This is a genomic window from Exiguobacterium sp. s192 (genome assembly GCF_018618795.1).
Taxonomy (GTDB): Bacteria; Bacillota; Bacilli; order Exiguobacteriales; family Exiguobacteriaceae; genus Exiguobacterium_A; species Exiguobacterium_A undae.
In genome coordinates this window covers 23480-41565 of the sequence record NZ_JACSMS010000018.1, presented here as the reverse complement: position 1 = coordinate 41565, position 18086 = coordinate 23480, and the positions used below count along the sequence as shown (strand labels likewise).

20 protein-coding genes are annotated in these 18086 nt (G+C 48.0%); 6 read left to right on the top strand and 14 right to left on the bottom strand.

Annotated elements, in window-relative coordinates:
• Window positions 1-483 precede the first annotated feature (483 nt).
• The 6 genes from KNP87_RS16615 (at window position 484) to KNP87_RS16590 (ending at window position 3414) form a co-directional block, all read left to right on the top strand.
• The gene (locus KNP87_RS16615) at window positions 484-1116 is read left to right on the top strand and encodes an HNH endonuclease family protein (RefSeq protein WP_026831610.1); all 633 of its coding nucleotides are present in this window, start codon (window positions 484-486) and stop codon (window positions 1114-1116) included.
• 15 nt (window positions 1117-1131) lie between these two features.
• A complete protein-coding gene (locus tag KNP87_RS16610) occupies window positions 1132-1374 on the top strand; it encodes a hypothetical protein (protein ID WP_012371879.1) in 243 nt (80 codons plus the stop codon).
• A 202-nt stretch (window positions 1375-1576) separates the two neighbouring features.
• Entirely contained in the window at window positions 1577-2362 is a 786-nt protein-coding gene (locus tag KNP87_RS16605; RefSeq protein ID WP_026831609.1) for a hypothetical protein, read from the top strand.
• A 140-nt stretch (window positions 2363-2502) separates the two neighbouring features.
• Complete coding sequence (locus tag KNP87_RS16600; RefSeq protein WP_214722324.1) at window positions 2503-2658, top strand: hypothetical protein; 156 nt, start codon at window positions 2503-2505, stop codon at window positions 2656-2658.
• 25 nt (window positions 2659-2683) lie between these two features.
• On the top strand, window positions 2684-2872 hold the full coding sequence (locus KNP87_RS16595) for a hypothetical protein (protein ID WP_214722323.1): 189 nt from the start codon (window positions 2684-2686) through the stop codon (window positions 2870-2872).
• A gap of 191 nt (window positions 2873-3063) precedes the next feature.
• Window positions 3064-3414 (top strand): VOC family protein, encoded by a 351-nt coding sequence (locus KNP87_RS16590; RefSeq protein WP_214722322.1) that lies wholly within the window; start codon window positions 3064-3066, stop codon window positions 3412-3414.
• 37 nt (window positions 3415-3451) lie between these two features.
• Here the strand turns inward: KNP87_RS16590 and KNP87_RS16585 are convergent, their stop codons facing one another.
• The 14 genes from KNP87_RS16585 to KNP87_RS16520 all read right to left on the bottom strand — a co-directional run bounded on the left by KNP87_RS16585 (window position 3452) and on the right by KNP87_RS16520 (window position 18037).
• Window positions 3452-3805, bottom strand: coding sequence for a hypothetical protein (locus KNP87_RS16585; protein WP_051524762.1), 354 nt, complete (start codon window positions 3803-3805; stop codon window positions 3452-3454).
• Window positions 3806-3918: 113 nt separating this feature from the next.
• The gene (locus KNP87_RS16580) at window positions 3919-4362 is read right to left on the bottom strand and encodes a hypothetical protein (protein ID WP_214722321.1); all 444 of its coding nucleotides are present in this window, start codon (window positions 4360-4362) and stop codon (window positions 3919-3921) included.
• A 135-nt stretch (window positions 4363-4497) separates the two neighbouring features.
• Window positions 4498-4977 carry a 23S rRNA (pseudouridine(1915)-N(3))-methyltransferase RlmH gene (gene rlmH / locus KNP87_RS16575; RefSeq protein WP_214722320.1) on the bottom strand — a complete coding sequence of 160 codons (480 nt, stop codon included), beginning with the start codon at window positions 4975-4977 and terminating at the stop codon, window positions 4498-4500.
• A gap of 72 nt (window positions 4978-5049) precedes the next feature.
• Window positions 5050-5211 carry a CxxH/CxxC protein gene (locus tag KNP87_RS16570; RefSeq protein ID WP_012371885.1) on the bottom strand — a complete coding sequence of 54 codons (162 nt, stop codon included), beginning with the start codon at window positions 5209-5211 and terminating at the stop codon, window positions 5050-5052.
• A 355-nt stretch (window positions 5212-5566) separates the two neighbouring features.
• Entirely contained in the window at window positions 5567-6859 is a 1293-nt protein-coding gene (locus KNP87_RS16565; RefSeq protein WP_035387548.1) for a S1C family serine protease, read from the bottom strand.
• A gap of 106 nt (window positions 6860-6965) precedes the next feature.
• Window positions 6966-7757: an MBL fold metallo-hydrolase gene (locus KNP87_RS16560; RefSeq protein WP_026831603.1), complete on the bottom strand. Its 792-nt coding sequence runs from the start codon at window positions 7755-7757 to the stop codon at window positions 6966-6968.
• A gap of 10 nt (window positions 7758-7767) precedes the next feature.
• On the bottom strand, window positions 7768-8604 hold the full coding sequence (locus KNP87_RS16555) for a two-component system regulatory protein YycI (RefSeq protein ID WP_026831602.1): 837 nt from the start codon (window positions 8602-8604) through the stop codon (window positions 7768-7770).
• Between the two features lie 6 nt (window positions 8605-8610).
• Window positions 8611-9927 (bottom strand): YycH family regulatory protein, encoded by a 1317-nt coding sequence (locus KNP87_RS16550; protein ID WP_026831601.1) that lies wholly within the window; start codon window positions 9925-9927, stop codon window positions 8611-8613.
• A complete protein-coding gene (walK, locus tag KNP87_RS16545; protein ID WP_026831600.1) occupies window positions 9924-11774 on the bottom strand; it encodes a cell wall metabolism sensor histidine kinase WalK in 1851 nt (616 codons plus the stop codon). The genes KNP87_RS16550 and walK overlap by 4 nt, the downstream gene beginning before the upstream one ends.
• Window positions 11775-11776: 2 nt before the next feature.
• Entirely contained in the window at window positions 11777-12487 is a 711-nt protein-coding gene (gene yycF / locus KNP87_RS16540) for a response regulator YycF (protein ID WP_026831599.1), read from the bottom strand.
• A gap of 241 nt (window positions 12488-12728) precedes the next feature.
• Window positions 12729-14021 (bottom strand): adenylosuccinate synthase, encoded by a 1293-nt coding sequence (locus tag KNP87_RS16535; protein ID WP_026831598.1) that lies wholly within the window; start codon window positions 14019-14021, stop codon window positions 12729-12731.
• A 218-nt stretch (window positions 14022-14239) separates the two neighbouring features.
• Entirely contained in the window at window positions 14240-15592 is a 1353-nt protein-coding gene (dnaB, locus tag KNP87_RS16530) for a replicative DNA helicase (protein ID WP_026831597.1), read from the bottom strand.
• Window positions 15593-15611: 19 nt separating this feature from the next.
• Window positions 15612-16055, bottom strand: a complete 444-nt coding sequence (gene rplI / locus KNP87_RS16525; protein ID WP_147512196.1) for a 50S ribosomal protein L9 — start codon at window positions 16053-16055, stop codon at window positions 15612-15614.
• Window positions 16052-18037, bottom strand: a complete 1986-nt coding sequence (locus KNP87_RS16520) for a DHH family phosphoesterase (RefSeq protein WP_214722319.1) — start codon at window positions 18035-18037, stop codon at window positions 16052-16054. Before KNP87_RS16520 ends, rplI begins: the two co-directional genes overlap by 4 nt.
• Window positions 18038-18086: the final 49 nt, after the last annotated feature.

The following is an 18086-nucleotide window of genomic DNA, read 5'->3' as shown; positions in this document are numbered from 1 at the left end:
GAACGAAGACAATGGAAACTACAAAAGATGACTCCGGTACAATACCGAAGCCATCTCATAGCAGCTTAAAACGTTAAGGGTGCTTTTATTAAACTGTCCAAACTCTAGGGCTCAGTTCATTCTTTGATTCGTTTGGTTTTTTATCAAATATTATTCTAGTTTTTTTAGTCGTCCATTTTTCAAAAAACGATCAGCTCACAATAAAGATCTGTAACCAAAGCATCCCAGTAGCGGGTGCTTTTTTCATGTTAAAAGTCTCTGTACTTTTAAATCATTCACTTCGTTTTGATCCGATATTGATTTTAATTTTTAAGTAATTTATTTCTCTGTTACTTTAGGCTTAATTCCAAAAAAATATTTTCGGTAAAAAGTATTCAACTTTTGTAATGTTTACATTATTTTAACCCTATCCAAAATATTCGGTGGCATACTGATTGAGTTGAGAGGGTTTTCTCATCACACTTACATAAGAGGAGGCAATTCATGTTCCAGAAAATCAAGCTACTCGCCGTATCGTTTGTTTTGTTTCTCACTGCGTTTCAGTTCGACCTCTCACCCGTTTCCGCACTCCCGTCCGGCATCCCGTCAAAAGCGACGGCTCAATCTGAGCTCAACGCACTGACAGTCAAGACCGAAAGTACGATGACCGGTTACTCCCGTGATCTCTTCCCCCATTGGAGCAGCCAAGGAAGCGGCTGTGACACCCGTCAAGTCGTCTTGAAACGCGATGCGGATTCTTACGTCGGCAGTTGTCCGGTCACGTCCGGCTCATGGTACAGTTATTATGATGGACTGACATTCACGAACCCGTCCGATCTCGACATCGATCATGTCGTGCCGCTCGCGGAAGCATGGCGTTCAGGTGCAAGCAGCTGGACGACAACGACACGTCAGGCATTCGCAAACGATCTCAACGGTCCGCAATTGATTGCCGTCTCCGCAAGCTCAAACCGTTCAAAGGGTGACCAGGATCCATCGACATGGAAACCAACCCGTGCCGGCGCAAGCTGTGCGTACTCGAAGATGTGGATCAACACGAAAAGCCGTTGGGGCTTAAGTCTCCAATCCTCTGAAAAAACAGCACTGCAAACGATGTTGAACACCTGTACATACTAAGAAGGAGTCGATTCGATGGAAACGAAAACCTCTACGTTTACCGCCACGCACGGTGTGATGACGAATGAAGTCGGCGTCATCAGCGGCGAACTGGAATTACGAACGACCTGCCAGGAAGACGGCACACTCGAACTCGCCATCTCCTATGTTGGCTCAACCGACGTTTACACATTACCTGGCAAGGATTATCAGCTGCATGATGTCCGCGATCACGAAGTCGTGCACCGGATGTTAGCGACGGTGTTAGAACGAACATAAAAAGTATAAAACAACACATTTCTTTTGATATCTCCCTTTATAAGACGAGCAGTTGAATGAATCTGCTTATCTTTATGAAGGGATTTTTCGTTACAACATATCTTTAAAGATGCTATCTCATTTCGTAAACACAGAATTCACATACCCATAGTTTAGATAGTGCTATTATTTGGTAATAATGGTCAAAGGAGGCGATATAGAAATGGATGATTCAATTACTCAACTGCTCATGAACAAAGTAAAAAAGTATAAGAAATGGACAGAGGGAGTGTTTGTTAATCCGGTGTATTGGATGGTAAATGGAACGCCTTATTATATGGCTGGATTTACTAAGAATAATGCTCCTGTGGCAACAGCATACTTGACAATCGGTGATGAAAAGCTAGACGAGGCATTAGAAGCTCAAAGACACTTGGCGATTTTTGCCGACTTAAATCATAATGTACTTGATATCGGCAAAGATTTTTTAAAAATTAATGCAAACTATTTTACACAACCGCTCAGTATACCTGTTGATGACTCTAATTTATCTGTATTGACTGGAAAAGAAGCATTTTCAGAGCTTTGGAAAAATCAACAAAAAATATTTACGCTAGTAACTGAATATAAGCAATATTATGAGAATGACGTATTAATACGCCGGGAAATCTTTATGAAAGACATTATTAAAACACAGGAAGCAGCAAATTTATTGACACTTTATCAATATTTAAATTTAAAAATTTTACTTGATAACAATGATGAAATACATGCTTTCTCTTCTTTTTTAAAGACAACGAAACAATGGAGGGAACTTGATCGACAATCTAAAAAATTCGTTCAAGGAATTAGTGGTAACCCTAGGAAAATGCGTAAGAGTATGGACAATCTGAACCTGATCATAGATGAGGATTTTGAAACCATGATCACCTTGAATTACAATAAAATGATAGAAGAAAATAAATCAATAATTGAAGGGCAGCGAAAATACATACGCTATCCTAAATAATCTACAGGTCGTTATATATTTTTCACTTACTCGTTACTAAATATTAAAAATACGTCGATTGATGTTGCTCCTATTTATTGAATATATTTGATTCATGATGAGAATTATTTATCAAATAATTTATTTAAGGGAGTTCTGTTATGAGAGAAGTTTTGATTGGATCAGGTGTAGCGTTAAGCAGTGCCGGTATTTTTATGTTGTTGTATGGACATATCCCACAGGGTTTTATCGGTTTGGTTACGGTCACTTTCGGTGTAGTCGTAGCAATGTTAACGAAAAAGAAGAAGGTAGATTGACCATTATGTATAAGGAGGTAACGTCATGATTCATGAATTAATACGAGCATCTGACGCTACCGCAATCGGTGGATCTATTGCAACGTGTGCTGACCCGATTTTAGCCCATGTCAATCCAGCGCAACTAAAGATCAAAGATTTGCTTGTCTCCATTCACAAAGATCATTCTATTTTTGCTGCGCGCATTCCTCTTGCAGAAGACGCATGGAACTGAATTGAACTCTCACCGGAAAATATCAAGAAACAAACCAGTCTGCCAGCTCCAAATACGTGTTACTTCGGCATCAAGCGGGGCGAATTACACGGAACATATCTAGTTTCGAATGATTTGATCGCAAACGAATATTTTTCAAATGAGCGGGATTATTTAGATTTCATCATGCTTTCAAAATAAGGAGGTTACTTATGAATCCGATTTTAAATCAGGTCGGGACCATCTTCATTCCCGTCAGTAACGTCGAAAAATCCCGAGATTGGTACTGTGATCTGCTCGGCTTACCATCCGACAGTGAGATTTTGTTTGGTCACCTGTACGTCATTCCGATGAATGGTGTAGACATCGTGTTAGACAGCAAAATTTTTTCAACAAACAATATTCTCAATACGCCACTTTTTCATTTTAATACAAACAATATCGAACAATCTTATACATATATGAAGAATAAAGGCATCGAATTGACGACAGAAATTGAACACGGTCACTGGTTCAATTTTAAAGATCTCGACGGTAATCATTTGATGATTTGTGCCTGTTAAGTCTATTTTAGTTAAGAAAAAAGCAGAAGAATACGTGTCATTCTTCTGCTTGCTTTGTTTCGTTGAAAAGAATGATTGGATCATAAGGTGCATTAGGATCATTTTTCAAATTGATAAAATGTCTTTGATCATTCCGATCCCCAAACTGCTCCGTATAGGGCATTTCCAATGACAGAAACGCTTCCTCATTTTTAGCCAGACCGACGTAGACTTCGTACCCTTCATCATCTGATGAGAAAAAGCCGCCTTCAGCAGCCTTAGTTTCAACCAGCGCTTCATCGATCAGATCTCTTAATTTCAATAATGCTTGTTTATTGCCAACAATAAAGGATTCTTGATGATTGGTATGCTGAGCATAAATATGCAAATACATCTGGTGTTTCCATGACATGATGCCTTCTCACCTCACCGGTTATTTTTTCAAGCGGACTTTTTATTTAGTATTGATTTTGAATATGGTCTAAATGTAATTGATAAAACCTTAAAACAAAAGGTACTTCATTTTTATCCCCTACTCCCATATCGATGCTGTTTTCCCATCCAATCATTTCTTTCTCTCCATCTAAGTTTTTTAGCTGATATCCAACTTACGTTCTGTTCGATATTGTTCGGATCGAAATCAATATCATCTGACCAGTAATAAGTATCATGCTGTTTTAAAATGACAGCCTCAAAAAGTATCGAGGAGAAATTTTCTGGTGTCGGAAGGATATGAATTCCTGTTACACCTTCAAACCATAATTCAATCGCAGACGGGTTTTTGAACTGACGTTGAAATAACAGTTTGATGTTTGTATCTAATCCGCTTGGAGCAGCCATCGTCAGATTCTCATCAACATACGTTTCGGTCCACATATGCATTTCCTTCAAACACCCGTCATGAAAATAACCAAAGTCCTCAAGTAATTCCCTGATTTCTGATTCCTCTTTTAGTTCAATCCAGTTCATGAGCGACCTCCCGTATACTGTTATCTAAATTTCAATATTCCTTGTTAAAAAATTTAATCCTTCTATGTCCAACATAAAAGACCGTATCAAATGAATAAAACATCATTTGATACGGTCTTTATATGCTAACTAGATTTATTTATGATACGGCTCATTCCGATTAATCCGATATGCCCGGTAAATCTGCTCACACAAAATCATCTTCATCAATTGATGCGGGAACGTCATCTTCGAGAAGGAAATCGTATCGTTCGCCCGTTGCATGACTTCCGGTGCGAGACCAAGCGATCCGCCGATGACAAACGCGATTTTACTTTTGCCGTACGTCGCCAGTCGATCGAGTTCTGTCGCAAACTGTTCACTCGTCCGTTGCTTTCCTTCGATAGCAAGTGCGTAGACATGAACATCCGCTCCAATCTTCGCTAAAATCCGTTCGCCCTCTTTTTTCTTCACTTGCTGCATCTCGGCGTCACTTAATTGTTCCGGTGCTTTTTCGTCCGGCACCTCGATTTCTTGAATCGAACAATAGGCGCCAAGACGTTTCGTATATTCGGCAATCCCTTGCTTCAAGTACTTCTCTTTCAGCTTTCCGACCGTGATAATGGTAATTTGCATCATTTTTCTCGCTTTCTGACAGAAAATTCAGGAGTTATCCACAGAGTTATCCACATGTCCACATGTTGATAATTATTTTTTGCTTGACACAAGATATGTCGCGGGCTGGTCACAGTACTCACACGTGACGTTTTTCTCTGCCGGCACCTCTTCCAAAATCGGGTACTCTTCCGTTTCATCGACTACTTCGTCGAGCGCTAACTCGACGTGTTCTAAACAGACATATTTATCCACAGGTCTTTTCCTCCTTTTAAGTTATCCACATTTATCCGCTACCAGTATAACAAAAATTGACTTCTCCGGCCGAAAAAAGTTATCCACAGCTTTGACGTTACTCACTCCACTGTTTCGCTATTCCCTTCATTCATCGTGTCCGCTACACGCGACTCCTACAGGAAAAAGCGCGGCTCGCCCGCGCTGTCAGAGGAAAACGAGACCCGGGCGTCGACGCCGACAGGCAAGAAGCCCGCGGCTTGTTCCTCGCCTGAGGAAAGCGCGTGACCGCGAATCACGATGAGAGCCGGAGACACCCTCTTTTCTGTGCACAAAAAAACTACCCGCACGCATACGAGTAGTTGATCTGAATCTGTTATTGCACCGTCGCCGCTTGCGCCGACAGTTTGACATCAAGTGTCTGTTTCTCGCCGCCCCGGTAGAACGTCACCTTGACGTTGTCGCCGACTTTCGCATCCCGGTACAGGACACTTTTTAGATCGGCAAACGAGTTGATGTCCTTGCCGTTGATTTCAACGATGACATCATTTTCTTTCATCCCTGCTTTTTCCGCTCCACTGTTGCCCGTCAAACCGACGACGACAATCCCGCGGGTGACGTCATTTGGTAACTTCAGACGATCTTCCCGGAACCCGCTCGGGAATTCCTGGACGTCCCGGATCTGAATTCCGAGTTGCGGACGAATCACTTCACCGTTTTGTTCAAGATCACGCATGATCGGCAAGGCTTCGTTGATTGGAATCGCAAAACCGACCCCTTCGACACTCGCTTCGGCAATCTTCATTGAGTTGATTCCGATTAATTGACCGGACGTATTGATGAGCGCTCCGCCTGAGTTCCCCGGGTTGATCGCGGCATCGGTCTGAATGACTTCGGTGTTGAAGTCCTGCTGACCGTCCTTGTTCGTATCAACCGGCACCGTCCGTTCCTGGGCACTGATGACACCGCGTGTCACCGAGTTGGCAAAGATCCCGAGCGGATTCCCGATTGCAAGGACCGTTTCTCCGGCACGTAACGTATCCGAATCACCGAGTTTCACGACTTGTGTCACTTTTGAAGCATCAATCGACAACACGGCTAAATCGTACGTCGGATCTTCTCCGAGGACTTTCGCTTCGAGTGCCGTTCCGTCCGATAACGTGACCGACAAGCGGCTGGCTCCTTCGACGACGTGATAGTTCGTGACGACATAGGCTTTATTGCCATCTTTTTTATAGATGACACCGGATCCGGCACCCGTCTCTTGAGCACCGCCTTGGAATGAGTTTTGCAGGTTCGTCACGCTGACGACGGCTTCTCTCGTCTGACTGACGGCGCCGACGATATCGTTTTCCGATTCCGTCGCGTTTGATGCCGCTTGTTCCGGTGTTGCCGTCGAGACCGGTGCCGGACTCGTCATCTCGTCACGGACGAACGGCCAGGCGATCAAGGCAATCAACAGCGCCCCGATGATCCCGCCGATCAAGCCGACAAAAAAGGCTTTTCCGCCGCCGCGGCGTTTTGGTGCAGGTGGTTCTTCTTCATATGATTCACGATAAGGACTGACCGGCTCGTCTTCACTTGGTCGTCGCGGCGGAAAGCCGCTTGTCTCATCGGTCGATGCGTAAGGCTGATCTGATTCGTTCCGTGGTTCTTCTGGTCGATCCATCGACACACGCCTCCTTCTAAACTCTCTTTACACAAGTATACCCCCATCACGTGGCGAGTTAGCCAAATGTGGGGGTCTTTTGAGCATATTCAGTAATTTCCCATAATCAGAGCTTTAAAAGCGGCGTCGGAATGACGGGATCGGTGTCGAGCAACTGGATCTTGCTGAGGTCGACATCGCGGCTCGCGAGCGTCTGGGAGACACTCATCCGGGCCAGCTCCTTCATGTTGTTGTCCTTACTCAAGTGGGCCATATGAATCCGTTTCGTCCGGTCGTCGAGCACTTCGCTCATCGCGATCGCGGCATCTTCATTCGAGACGTGACCGTAATCGCCGAGGATTCGTCGTTTGACGCTCCACGGGTAATGCCCCATCTGAAGCATCCCGATATCGTGGTTCGCTTCAAAAATATAGGCATCGGCGCCACGGATGACGCCTTTCATCCGGTCCGAGACGTAACCCGTATCCGTGATGTGCGCCAGCCTTTTTCCCTCGTGGGCGAACTGGAAAAACATCGGATCGGCCGCGTCATGACTGACGTTAAACGATTCGACCTCAATGTCACCGAACTGTTTGACCTCGCCGACTTCCCAGAGGAACTTCAGTGCGGGATCGATTTTGCCGATCTTCGCTTCCATCGCCGCCCACGTCTTTTCGTTCGCATAGAGCGGGATATTGTACTTCCGCGCCATGATGCCGACGCCTTTGATATGATCCGAATGTTCGTGGGTGACGAACAAACCGTCAATCTGATCCGGTGACCGGTGGATCTGGTCGAACAGGGCGAGCATCGCTTTTCCGGTCAGTCCGGCGTCTACGAGCAGGCGGGTCTGTTCACTTTCGATGTAGAGGGCATTCCCCGTCGAGCCACTGGCAAGGACGCTGTAGTGTAGGCTCATCGTGCATTCCTCATTTCTCTGAAACGGTATCAAGCCGTTCGATGGTCTGGACTCCGCCGTCAATCGCGTTGACGAAATACAGTTCTTCTCCGTTCAGTTCAATCTGCCATGTCGGCGGTAAGATCTGCACCGACTTCGTTCCTTCCGTCATCAGACAGAAGTAGCCGAGCTTTTGACTCGTCATCCGTTTTGAAGCCGGGAACAGACCCTGCTCCGACAGTTGGATGACGGACTCACTCGCGGACAATAACGTGACATCCTGAGCCTGACGGACGACTTTGTTTAAGTGACGTTGTTTGTAGCTGACGATTTCCTTTTGTTCGTTCAACTGGAGCACGAGTAACGACGGACCAATCATCGCATCATCCTCACGCGACTGTTGCGGCGTCGAATACAGCGGTTGTTCCTTGTACGTCTGAACGAACGTCATTTCTTTGCGTTTGCTGTCATACTTCCAAAACGTATAATCCGTCCCGTAGACAACTGATGCCTGGACAAATGATGTCGCTGAATCACGCATCGCCTTCGCTTCGAGCGGATGCGGCTTCGTCAGCCGGACGGACCATTCGATTTGGTTTTTGACCGATGTGATCGCATCCTGAATCGGTGACCCGGGTTTCGGAGCGAGTGAACTGGAATCCACTTCCGCCGTCAGATAACCAATCTCCTTCGAGACCGGCTGCAGTTTTTTTTCATCAATCTTCCGTTCTTTCAAAACGGTTTTCCCGTCCGCGTTCGTCGTTGCGATCCGGGGATCGACCATCCGATCAATCAGCTGAACGGCAAGATAGACGTTCAGAATCAGGAAAGTCAGAATCAGTAACGTTTTTGCTTTACTCCAATCCATGAATCCTTACCCCTCTTTTTCGGTAGCTTGATCGACCGTCATCCATTTCCCGTTTTGTTTAATGAACCATGTCGGTTTGAACAACGCAGAGCGACTTGTTGAAATTTGGTACGTCATCTCGTAACCCATTCGAATACCGGAAATCTGATCGCGCAGATCCGCTTCTTGCAGTTGTTGTTCAATCCGCTCGATCGACGGCAACGTCGTTTCGCGGAGCAACAGCTTCCGGTCGGCCCGCAGCATGCTCCGGCTGAGGGAACGGATTTGATTTTCTTCGAAGTTGATCTTGATCGTCGCCAAATCAAATTCCGGTTGCTCCAGCAACGGTCCCGTTTCGCCAAAAACCGGATAGCGGTTCAGGTACAGACGGAAGATTGCCGACTGTTCTTCATCCGATTTCGACATCTGGTCGAAGTAGTAGCGGAATCCGCTGCGTTGCGTCACCTGATCGAGCCAGCCGCCGTGAATGTTGATGTAGCTGACGAGTGTACTGTAATCGACGGAAGACGTCTGGGTGTTCGGTGATAACGTATTAAAACGAAACGCATTGTAATCCCGGTCGTACGTCGAGACACTGACACCGTCCGTCAAGACGTCGAGATCGTCCCGACTCTTGATTTGCTGGACGTTGGAGTTCTCCGTAAAGAACGCACTTTCAAGCCGCTTGAGCGGTTTCGGATCCTGTGCGACTTCATCGTAGACGAACACTTCTTCGAGCCGTGGCGGATTACTCGGGACATATGTGTAATCGCCGCCCTTGAGCTCCACTTTCGTCATCGGTTTCTTCTTATCGTAGGCAAACAGGCGTTTTAAGACCGTGTCATCGCCAATCAGCTTAAAGTCTTTGAAGCGGCCGGTCGTCGATTCGAGCCGGAGAATCGGTCCTTCGTAATCGAGCAGATACAGCCGCTTGATCGGTTCCGACATCGCAATCTGGTCTTCGCCGAGCAATTCCTCGAGCATCTTCGCACTGATCGGTGTCGGGAAAATCATTTCGACACTTCGTTTGCTGTTCGGGATATTCGACGCCTTATCCGTTAAGACCAGCACACCGACATCAAACGATGCGCCGATCCGGTTAAGAATCGTCCGGCCGATGATTTGTGTCTGGTAAGCCGTTTCCCCGTTCGAGTAGACGACGAGTTCCGGATTGACCAGCTGATTGCCTTCGACAGTCTTCGAAGCATCGATTTCATTAAACGACACTTCTTCTTGTTCAATCGATTCACTGCTCGGATGGTACGTCCAGAGCATGGCGGTCTGCACAATCGAGCCGCTGACCAATAAAATCAAGAGGATTGATTTCAGGCGCTGTCTCGTCATCCGATATCCACCTCTTCGATCACCTCATACGGAAGTGTAAAGTAAATCGTCGTCCCGCGTCCCCACTCGCTTTCTGCCCAGATGTCGCCACCGTGTGCCGAGACGACGTCTTTCGCAATCGAGAGACCAAGTCCGGTCCCGCCAATCTTACGGGCGCGGGCTTTATCGACCCGGTAGAACCGTTCGAAGATCTTCTGCAGGTTCGCTTTCGGAATACCGACCCCTTCATCCTTGATGCTGATGACGATCCGTTTAGCCCGGAGCATCGTCCGAACGGTGATCGTCCCGCCTTCCGGTGAATATTTGATCGCATTCGTCAAGATGTTGTCCGCGACCTGAATCAATTTATCCTGATCCCCACGGATGTAGACTTTGCGTTTCATGATTTTCCGGCGGAAGCGAATCCGTTCCGGCTTCGTCATGTCATGGCGGTCGAGAATCTCATTCAGGAACTGGATGTAATCAAAGCGGACTTTGTTCATCTTGTATTCCTTGCTGTCCATTTTCGACAGTTGCAACAGATCGGTGACGAGACGGATCATCCGTTCCGTCTCGTTTTGTGTCGTCTCGAGGAATCGTGGTGCCAGTTCTTCGTCCTGATACGCGCCTTCTGCCAAGGCTTCGAGGTAACTCCGCATCGTCGTCAGCGGTGTCCGGAGCTCGTGACTGACGTTCGCGACGAATTCGCGGCGGTCCTGTTCGACTTGTTCTTGCTCCGTGACGTCATGCAGGACGATGATCATCCCGGTAATCGGACCACTGTGTTTTTTGACCGGTGAGAAAAATGCCCGGACCAAAAATAGTTCATCTTCGCTGCTGAAATCAAGCAGGCGGGGCGGCATCGTTCCGTCTTCCGGAATCATGAAGTCGTCACCGAGTGCAAGCAGATCCTTCAGGTTCATGCCGACGATACCGGCATCATCCATCCCGACGATATCCTTCGCCTGATCATTCATCAAGATGACCCGTAACGTCCGGTCCGTCGCAATGACCCCGTCCGTCATGTTTTCAAGGACGCTCGTCAACTTCCGCCGTTCGGCTTCCGTCGTCGCATTGGCTTCAAGCAGCTCGTCCGTCAGTTCGTTGAAGGAGCGGGCCAGCTGACCAATTTCATCATCCGAATACACTTTTACTTTCCGCGAGAAATTCCCGCGCCGCATCTCAATCGCCTGCCGTCGCATATCGGAAATCGGACGGGTGATCGTCCGCGATAACAGGACACCAAGAATTGACGTGATGACGAGTGCAATCACTGTCCCCGTTGCCAAGATCCGTGTGACTTGTTGCATCTGGGCGTAAATCGATTCCATCGAAGCCCGGACATAAATCATGCCCGTCGTCGCGCCGGTCCGTTCCGAGGTGACAGGGACCGCAAAGATCCGGATCTTATCTTCTGTTCCGGGATCAAGGACCGTATCGACACGGGAGGAGCTGGTCGCCTGGGCCTTCTTGATCAGCGAGTTGGTCGCCCGTTGCCCGACAGCCGATTGGTTGTCTTCATCAGACGTCGCTTGGATGATCGAGTCCTGATCGATGATTTGGACTTCGAGAATATCGTTCCTTGAAGTGGAGCCACTACTAAACTCAGACAGCAGTTGCCCAAGAGAATCAGACAACTGCCGTTTTGAGGCTTCATCATCGCCTGTCTTATCAAATTCCTTACCGACATTGTACGCAACCAGTCCGGCTCGGTCTTCGACAGATTTTGAGAAGTTCGTAATGTACTGCTTTTCAAGCGAACGAACGAAATAAACGCCAATGACTTGCATCGCAACTAAAATCAACAACGCGTAAATGACGACAAGCTTCCACTGGATCGATTTAAAGAAGTTCGTTCCTTTTAACATCGTTATTCATTCTCCCCGTCTTGGAGATAATAGCCGACACCGCGGCGGGTCATGATGTAGATTGGTGTACTTGGGTTATCTTCGACTTTTTCACGCAAACGACGCACGGTCACGTCGACCGTCCGCACATCTCCAAAGTAATCGTATCCCCAGACCGTTTGCAATAAATGTTCACGGGTCATGACTTGCCCGATGTTTTTCGCTAAATAGTGCAACAGTTCGAATTCACGTTGTGTGAGTTCGATTTTTTGATCTTGTCGTGTGACGGTATGAGAATTCGTATCGATATACAGTTCTCCTACTTTCAACGGACCCGGTCCAGCATTGGCAGGCGTCGCCTCGACCACGTTCACATTCCGTAAATGTGCTTTGACACGGGCCAACAATTCACGTGAACTGAATGGTTTCGTCACGTAGTCATTCGCCCCCAGTTCAAGACCAAGAACCGTATCGATCTCCGAGTCTTTTGCTGTCAGCATGATGATCGGCACTTTTGACGTCTTCCGGACTTCCCGGCAGACTTCCATTCCGTCCATCAGCGGCAACATGATATCGAGGAGGATGAGGTCAGGCTTGAATTCTTCGACTTTCTCAAGCGCTTCGACACCATCGTTCGCTACGTCTACACTGTAACCTTCTTTTTCTAATTTAAATTTTAATATATCCGCAATCGGCTGCTCGTCATCGACGACGAGGATTTTACGTTCCGTCACTGGGTGTTCCCCCTTAGAAAATTTCTATTCAATCTATTTTACCTGTTTTTAATCCATATAGAAAGGTGGCGACGGAAACTCCCGGCGCCACTCGATGGACTACATGACTCGTCCACGTTCGTCGTTCCACGTGAAACATTACTTTCAGTATACGCTTTTTTGATTCATTTTGTGAATGTTTTCGCTTAGTGGGGTATAAAAAAAGCAGCTTCAGATCTGACATCTGAAACTGCTTTAACAATTACGCTTCTTCGTACAGGTCACGCAGGACAACCGTCTGTTCCCGTCCGGGTCCGACTGAGAATGTCACGAGTGAGATGCCTGTTAAATCAGCAATTCGTTTCACATAGTTTTGCGCATTGATCGGCAGATCCTCAAACTTGCGGATATGCGTGATATCTTCTTTCCAACCCGGTAACTCTTCATATACCGGGACACACGCTTCGAGATCACGGAAGCTTGCTGGATACTCGTCAATCTGTTTGCCGTTAAACTCGTACGACGTACAGATTTTGAGGGTATCGATTCCTGTCAGGACATCGATCGAGTTGAGCGAAAGGTCTGTTAAACCGCTTGTCCGGCGTGAGTGACGCACAACCACCGAATCAAACCAACCGACACGGCGTGGACGGCCTGTCGTCGTACCGTATTCACGGCCGACTTCACGGATCTGGTGACCGATTTCGTCAAACAGTTCCGTTGGGAAAGGACCATCTCCGACACGTGACGTGTACGCTTTACAGACACCGACGACATGATCGATCCGGGCTGGACCAACACCGACGCCTGAGGCGACGCCGCCGGCAGAGGCATTGGATGATGTGACGAACGGATACGTTCCGTGATCCAGATCAAGCAACACACCTTGTGCGCCTTCGAAGAGGACTTTTTCCCCTTTGTCGAGGCTGTCGTTGACGACGACCGACGTATCGCAGACATATTTCGCGAATTCTTGACCATACGCATAGTATTCTTCGAAAATATCATCGAACGCAATCGGTTCCGCGTCATACATCTTCGTGAACATCCGATTTTTTTGTTCGAGGACGATTTTCAGTTTTTCAGCGAATGTTTCTTTATCGAGCAAGTCTGCCATCCGGATTCCGATTCGTGCTGCTTTATCCATGTAGCACGGTCCGATTCCTTTGAGCGTCGTTCCGACTTTCGCATCGCCTTTCGCCTCTTCTTCGAGCTGATCCTGCAGTTGGTGATATGGCAAGATGACATGTGCCCGGTTTGAAATAAGTAAGTTATCTGTTGAAACACCACGATCGTGCAGATACTTCAATTCCTTGACGAGCGATTTCGGGTTGACGACCAAACCATTCCCGATGACACATTTCTTGTCTGAGTAAAAGATCCCTGATGGAATCAAGTGCAACTTATACGTCTCATTGTTAAATACAATCGTATGTCCTGCGTTGTCTCCACCTTGATAACGAGCGACGACATCGGCTTTTTTCGAAAGAAAATCGGTAATTTTCCCTTTTCCCTCATCGCCCCACTGTGTTCCGACTACTACTACTGATGACATATTCTCATCCACCTCCACGTACGATTCAAAACCACGACTAAGTGTAACGCGGAAAAAAACAGAAGTCAACCAAATACCGAACGATTTATTGTTACATTTCTCTTTCGTTCGTTTAAAACGCGATTTTAAATCACTTTTTTCCTTTCTCTTCAAGATATTCGAACATAACGATTCAAAAAACTCCCCTGCCAGAATCGGCAGAGGAGAATCGAATGGATTTAAGCGGGTGGTGCATACGAATTGCTTGGCTCAAGATCCACGAACTTATTAAATTCTTTCCGGAAGGCGAGTTTGACGGTACCGGTCGGACCATTCCGCTGCTTGGCGATGATGATCTCGATCGTGTTCGCATCTTCCGTTTCTTTGTTGTAGTAATCATCGCGGTACAAGAAAGCGACGATATCGGCATCCTGCTCGATCGCTCCGGATTCCCGGATATCGGACATCATCGGCCGTTTGTCCTGCCGGCTCTCCACTCCCCGTGATAACTGTGATAACGCAATGACGGGGACTTCGAGTTCACGGGCAAGCGACTTCAAGGACCGGGAAATCTCGGAGACTTCCTGTTGCCGGTTATCGCTTGAGCGGCCGTTCCCTTGAATCAATTGAAGGTAATCAATCATGATCATCCCGAGACCGTGTTCCTGCTTCAGACGACGGCATTTCGCCCGGATGTCGTTCACCCGGATGCCCGGCGTATCGTCGATATAGATGCCGGCCTGAGACAGACTGCTCATCGCAAGTGATAGCTTACCCCAGTCCTCGTCTTCCAGCTGTCCGGTCCGGAGACGCTGTGCATCCACATTCCCTTCCGCACACAACATCCGCATGACGAGTTGTTCCGCCCCCATCTCAAGACTGAAGATGGCGACGTTCTCGTCGGCACGTGTCGCGACGTTTTGGGAGATGTTCAAGGCGAATGCCGTTTTCCCGACAGACGGACGGGCCGCCACGATGATCAAATCGTTTCGTTGGAAGCCGGCCGTGACTTGATCGAGGTCGCGGAATCCGGTTGGAATCCCGGTCGTCTCACCGCTTTGTTTGTGCAGCTTGTCAATCGTCGCGTAGGCACTCGTCAAGACGTCCGAAATCGGAATGAAGCTCGCGCTTCCTTTTCCTTGTGAGACTTCGAGAATCTTCCGTTCTGCTTCATTCAGCAGGACATCGACCTCGTTTTGCCGTTCATAGCCATCCGTGACGATTTCATTGGCCGTCCGGATCAGTCGGCGTAACGTTGACTTTTGATCGACGACATTGACGTAGTAATTGATGTTCGCCGCAGTCGGAACCCCTTCGGCGAGTTCACCGAGGTACGCCAGTCCGCCGACTTCCTCGAGTATGCCGAGCGTACTGAGTTCCGCCGTGACCGTAACCAAGTCAATCGCTTCGCCGCGGTCCGACAAGACGAGCATCGTCTCAAAAATCCGTTGGTGCGCTGCCCGGTAAAAATCTTGTGGCAATAATCGTTCGGACGCACTGATCAGTCGATCAGCATCGATCATGATCGCCCCAAGGACGGCTTGTTCCGCCTCAATGCTTTGGGGTGGCGTATTTTGCATTAGATCACTCATCACCGGTCCCCTTTTCTAGTCACGCTTCTTTGACCTGAACGTTGAGCGTGGCTGTGACTTCATTGTGCAATTTAAGCGGTACTTTTGTGACGCCGAGTGTTTTGATCGGGTGCTCGAGTTCGATTTTACGTTTATCGATTTTGTAGCCCATCTGTTTTAACTCGTCGGCGATTTGTTTGCTTGTGACTGATCCGAAGACACGACCGCCTTCACCTGTTTTCGTCGAAACGATGATCGTTTCTTTTTCGATCTTGTCTTTTAACGCTTGGGCATCAAGTAACGCTTGTTTCGCTTCTTCGGCTGCTCTGCGCTCGTGTGCCTCATGTTGCTTGAGGTTCCCGGTCGTTGCCGGACGTGCTAGTTTCTTTTTGAATAACACGTTGTTTGCGTATGCATCGGCGACTTCTTTAACGTCCCCTGTTTTACCTTGGCCTTTTACATCTTGTAAGAAAATAACTTTCATTCTGTTTCCTCTCCTTTTGTTTCATCTTCTAAATAGTGATCAATCGCTTTTCGTAATTCTGTCGCGACCGTCAACACGGATTCGGTCATCTGGGTCGCGGCATTCGTTAAATGACCGCCGCCTCCGAGCGTCTCCATGATCAGCTGGACATTGACCTCACCGAGCGAACGGGCACTGATCGCCGTCCGTCCGTCCTGCAGTTCCGCAATGACGAACGCAGCCCGAATGCCTTGAAGGGACAAGAGTTGATCGGCTGTTTGCGCAATCAAGACTTGATCATGGATGACCCCCGGCTCAGCCGTCGCAATCGCCATCCCGGCGGCATAAATTTCTGTCCGCTCCAAGATCTGTGACTGCTCGACGTATGTCTCGAGGTCCTGACTGAGGAACTCTTGGACTAAGACCGTATCGGCACCTTGCGAACGCAAGTAAGAAGCTGCGTCGAACGTCCGGGAGCCGGTCCGTAATGTAAAGCCTTTTGTATCGACGATGATGCCGGCCAGTAACGCCGTTGCTTCGAGCATCGCCAGTTTTTGATTCGTCGGCTGATACTCAATCAGTTCCGTCACGAGTTCGGACGTCGACGACGCATACGGTTCGAGATAGACGAGGACCGGTTCTTCAATGAAGTCCTCTCCCCGTCGGTGGTGGTCGATGACGACCATCCGTTCGAAACGATCGAGTAATGCCGGAACGACGACGAGTGACGGTTTGTGGGTATCGACGATGATCAGTAAGGCTTGATCATCAATCAACTGATCCGCCTGGAAAGCGTTGACGAAACGGGTCGCAAGTTTCGGTTCCTCGCTGATTTCGTTCATCATCCGCCGGATGCCTTGACCGATTTCTGCTTCCGGCAGGACGATGTGTGCCTCTTTATCGTTCATCTCGGCGAGTTTCAGGATTCCGATCGAGGAACCCAGGGAATCCATATCCGGATTCCGGTGACCCATGATCAGGATCCGACTGGATTCCTGCATTAAATCACGCAGGGAGTTGGCAATGACCCGGGCACGGACACGGGTCCGCTTTTCGGTCGGATTGGTTTTCCCGCCGTAGAAGCGAACCTTACCATCCCGTTTGATGACGACTTGATCGCCGCCTCGTCCTAATGCTAAATCTAAACTAGATTGTGCCATCAGTCCAAGCGCAGGGATCGGGTCACTGCCGCAGCCGATGCCGATCGACAACGTCAGTTGGACACCACGTTGGCTTGTTTCTTCCCGGACCGTATCTAAAATCGAAAACTTCGAGCGTTCCAAGATCCGTAAATTTTCTTCCGTCGTCACGATGAAGTAACGGTCGGAAGCGGTTCGTTTGATATACGTTCCGTGATCGGCCGCCCAATGGTTCAACAGTTGTGTTACACGGCTGTTCAGTTCACTGCGCAGCTGATCCTCGATCCCTTGTGTCATCTCATCATAGTTATCCAGATAAATGACGCCAATAACGGTTTGATTGTCCACTAACTGTTGTTCGACCTGAGCTTCTTCTGTCATATCAAACAAATAGAATGTCCGGTTTTCACTGTTGGAAAAGACACGATAGACCGATTCACCGATCTCGAGCGTCGCCTGATCCTCATCCACAGCAATCATCTCGACGAACAACGGATCGAGATCCGTCAAGATGTTCCCCATCGCCAAGTTGTCAAAAATCTCGCGCATCGGATCGTTAAACCATGTGACGCGTGTCTCTTCGTCATACAGTAAGATTCCGATCGGCATGTTCGTCAGAGCGTCCTGACCTGTGTCTTCCACTTGAATCGAGATGCCGGCGACATATTTTTCCCACGACTTCCGACCACGTCGCTCCTCCAGAATATGAAGGGCAAACAGACCTGTCGTCAAGACGGCACCAATTGCTGCGATAACGGGGTGATCGACGGCGACGACAAACAGTAGAGCCACGATTAATAGATACGGAACGAAACGAAAGAATCGTCGTTCTCGTTCGGGTGATACCTGCTGACCTGACCCCATCGCGTCCTCCTTGTATACTGAATAGACTCTTCTTAAAAAATTCGTTAAC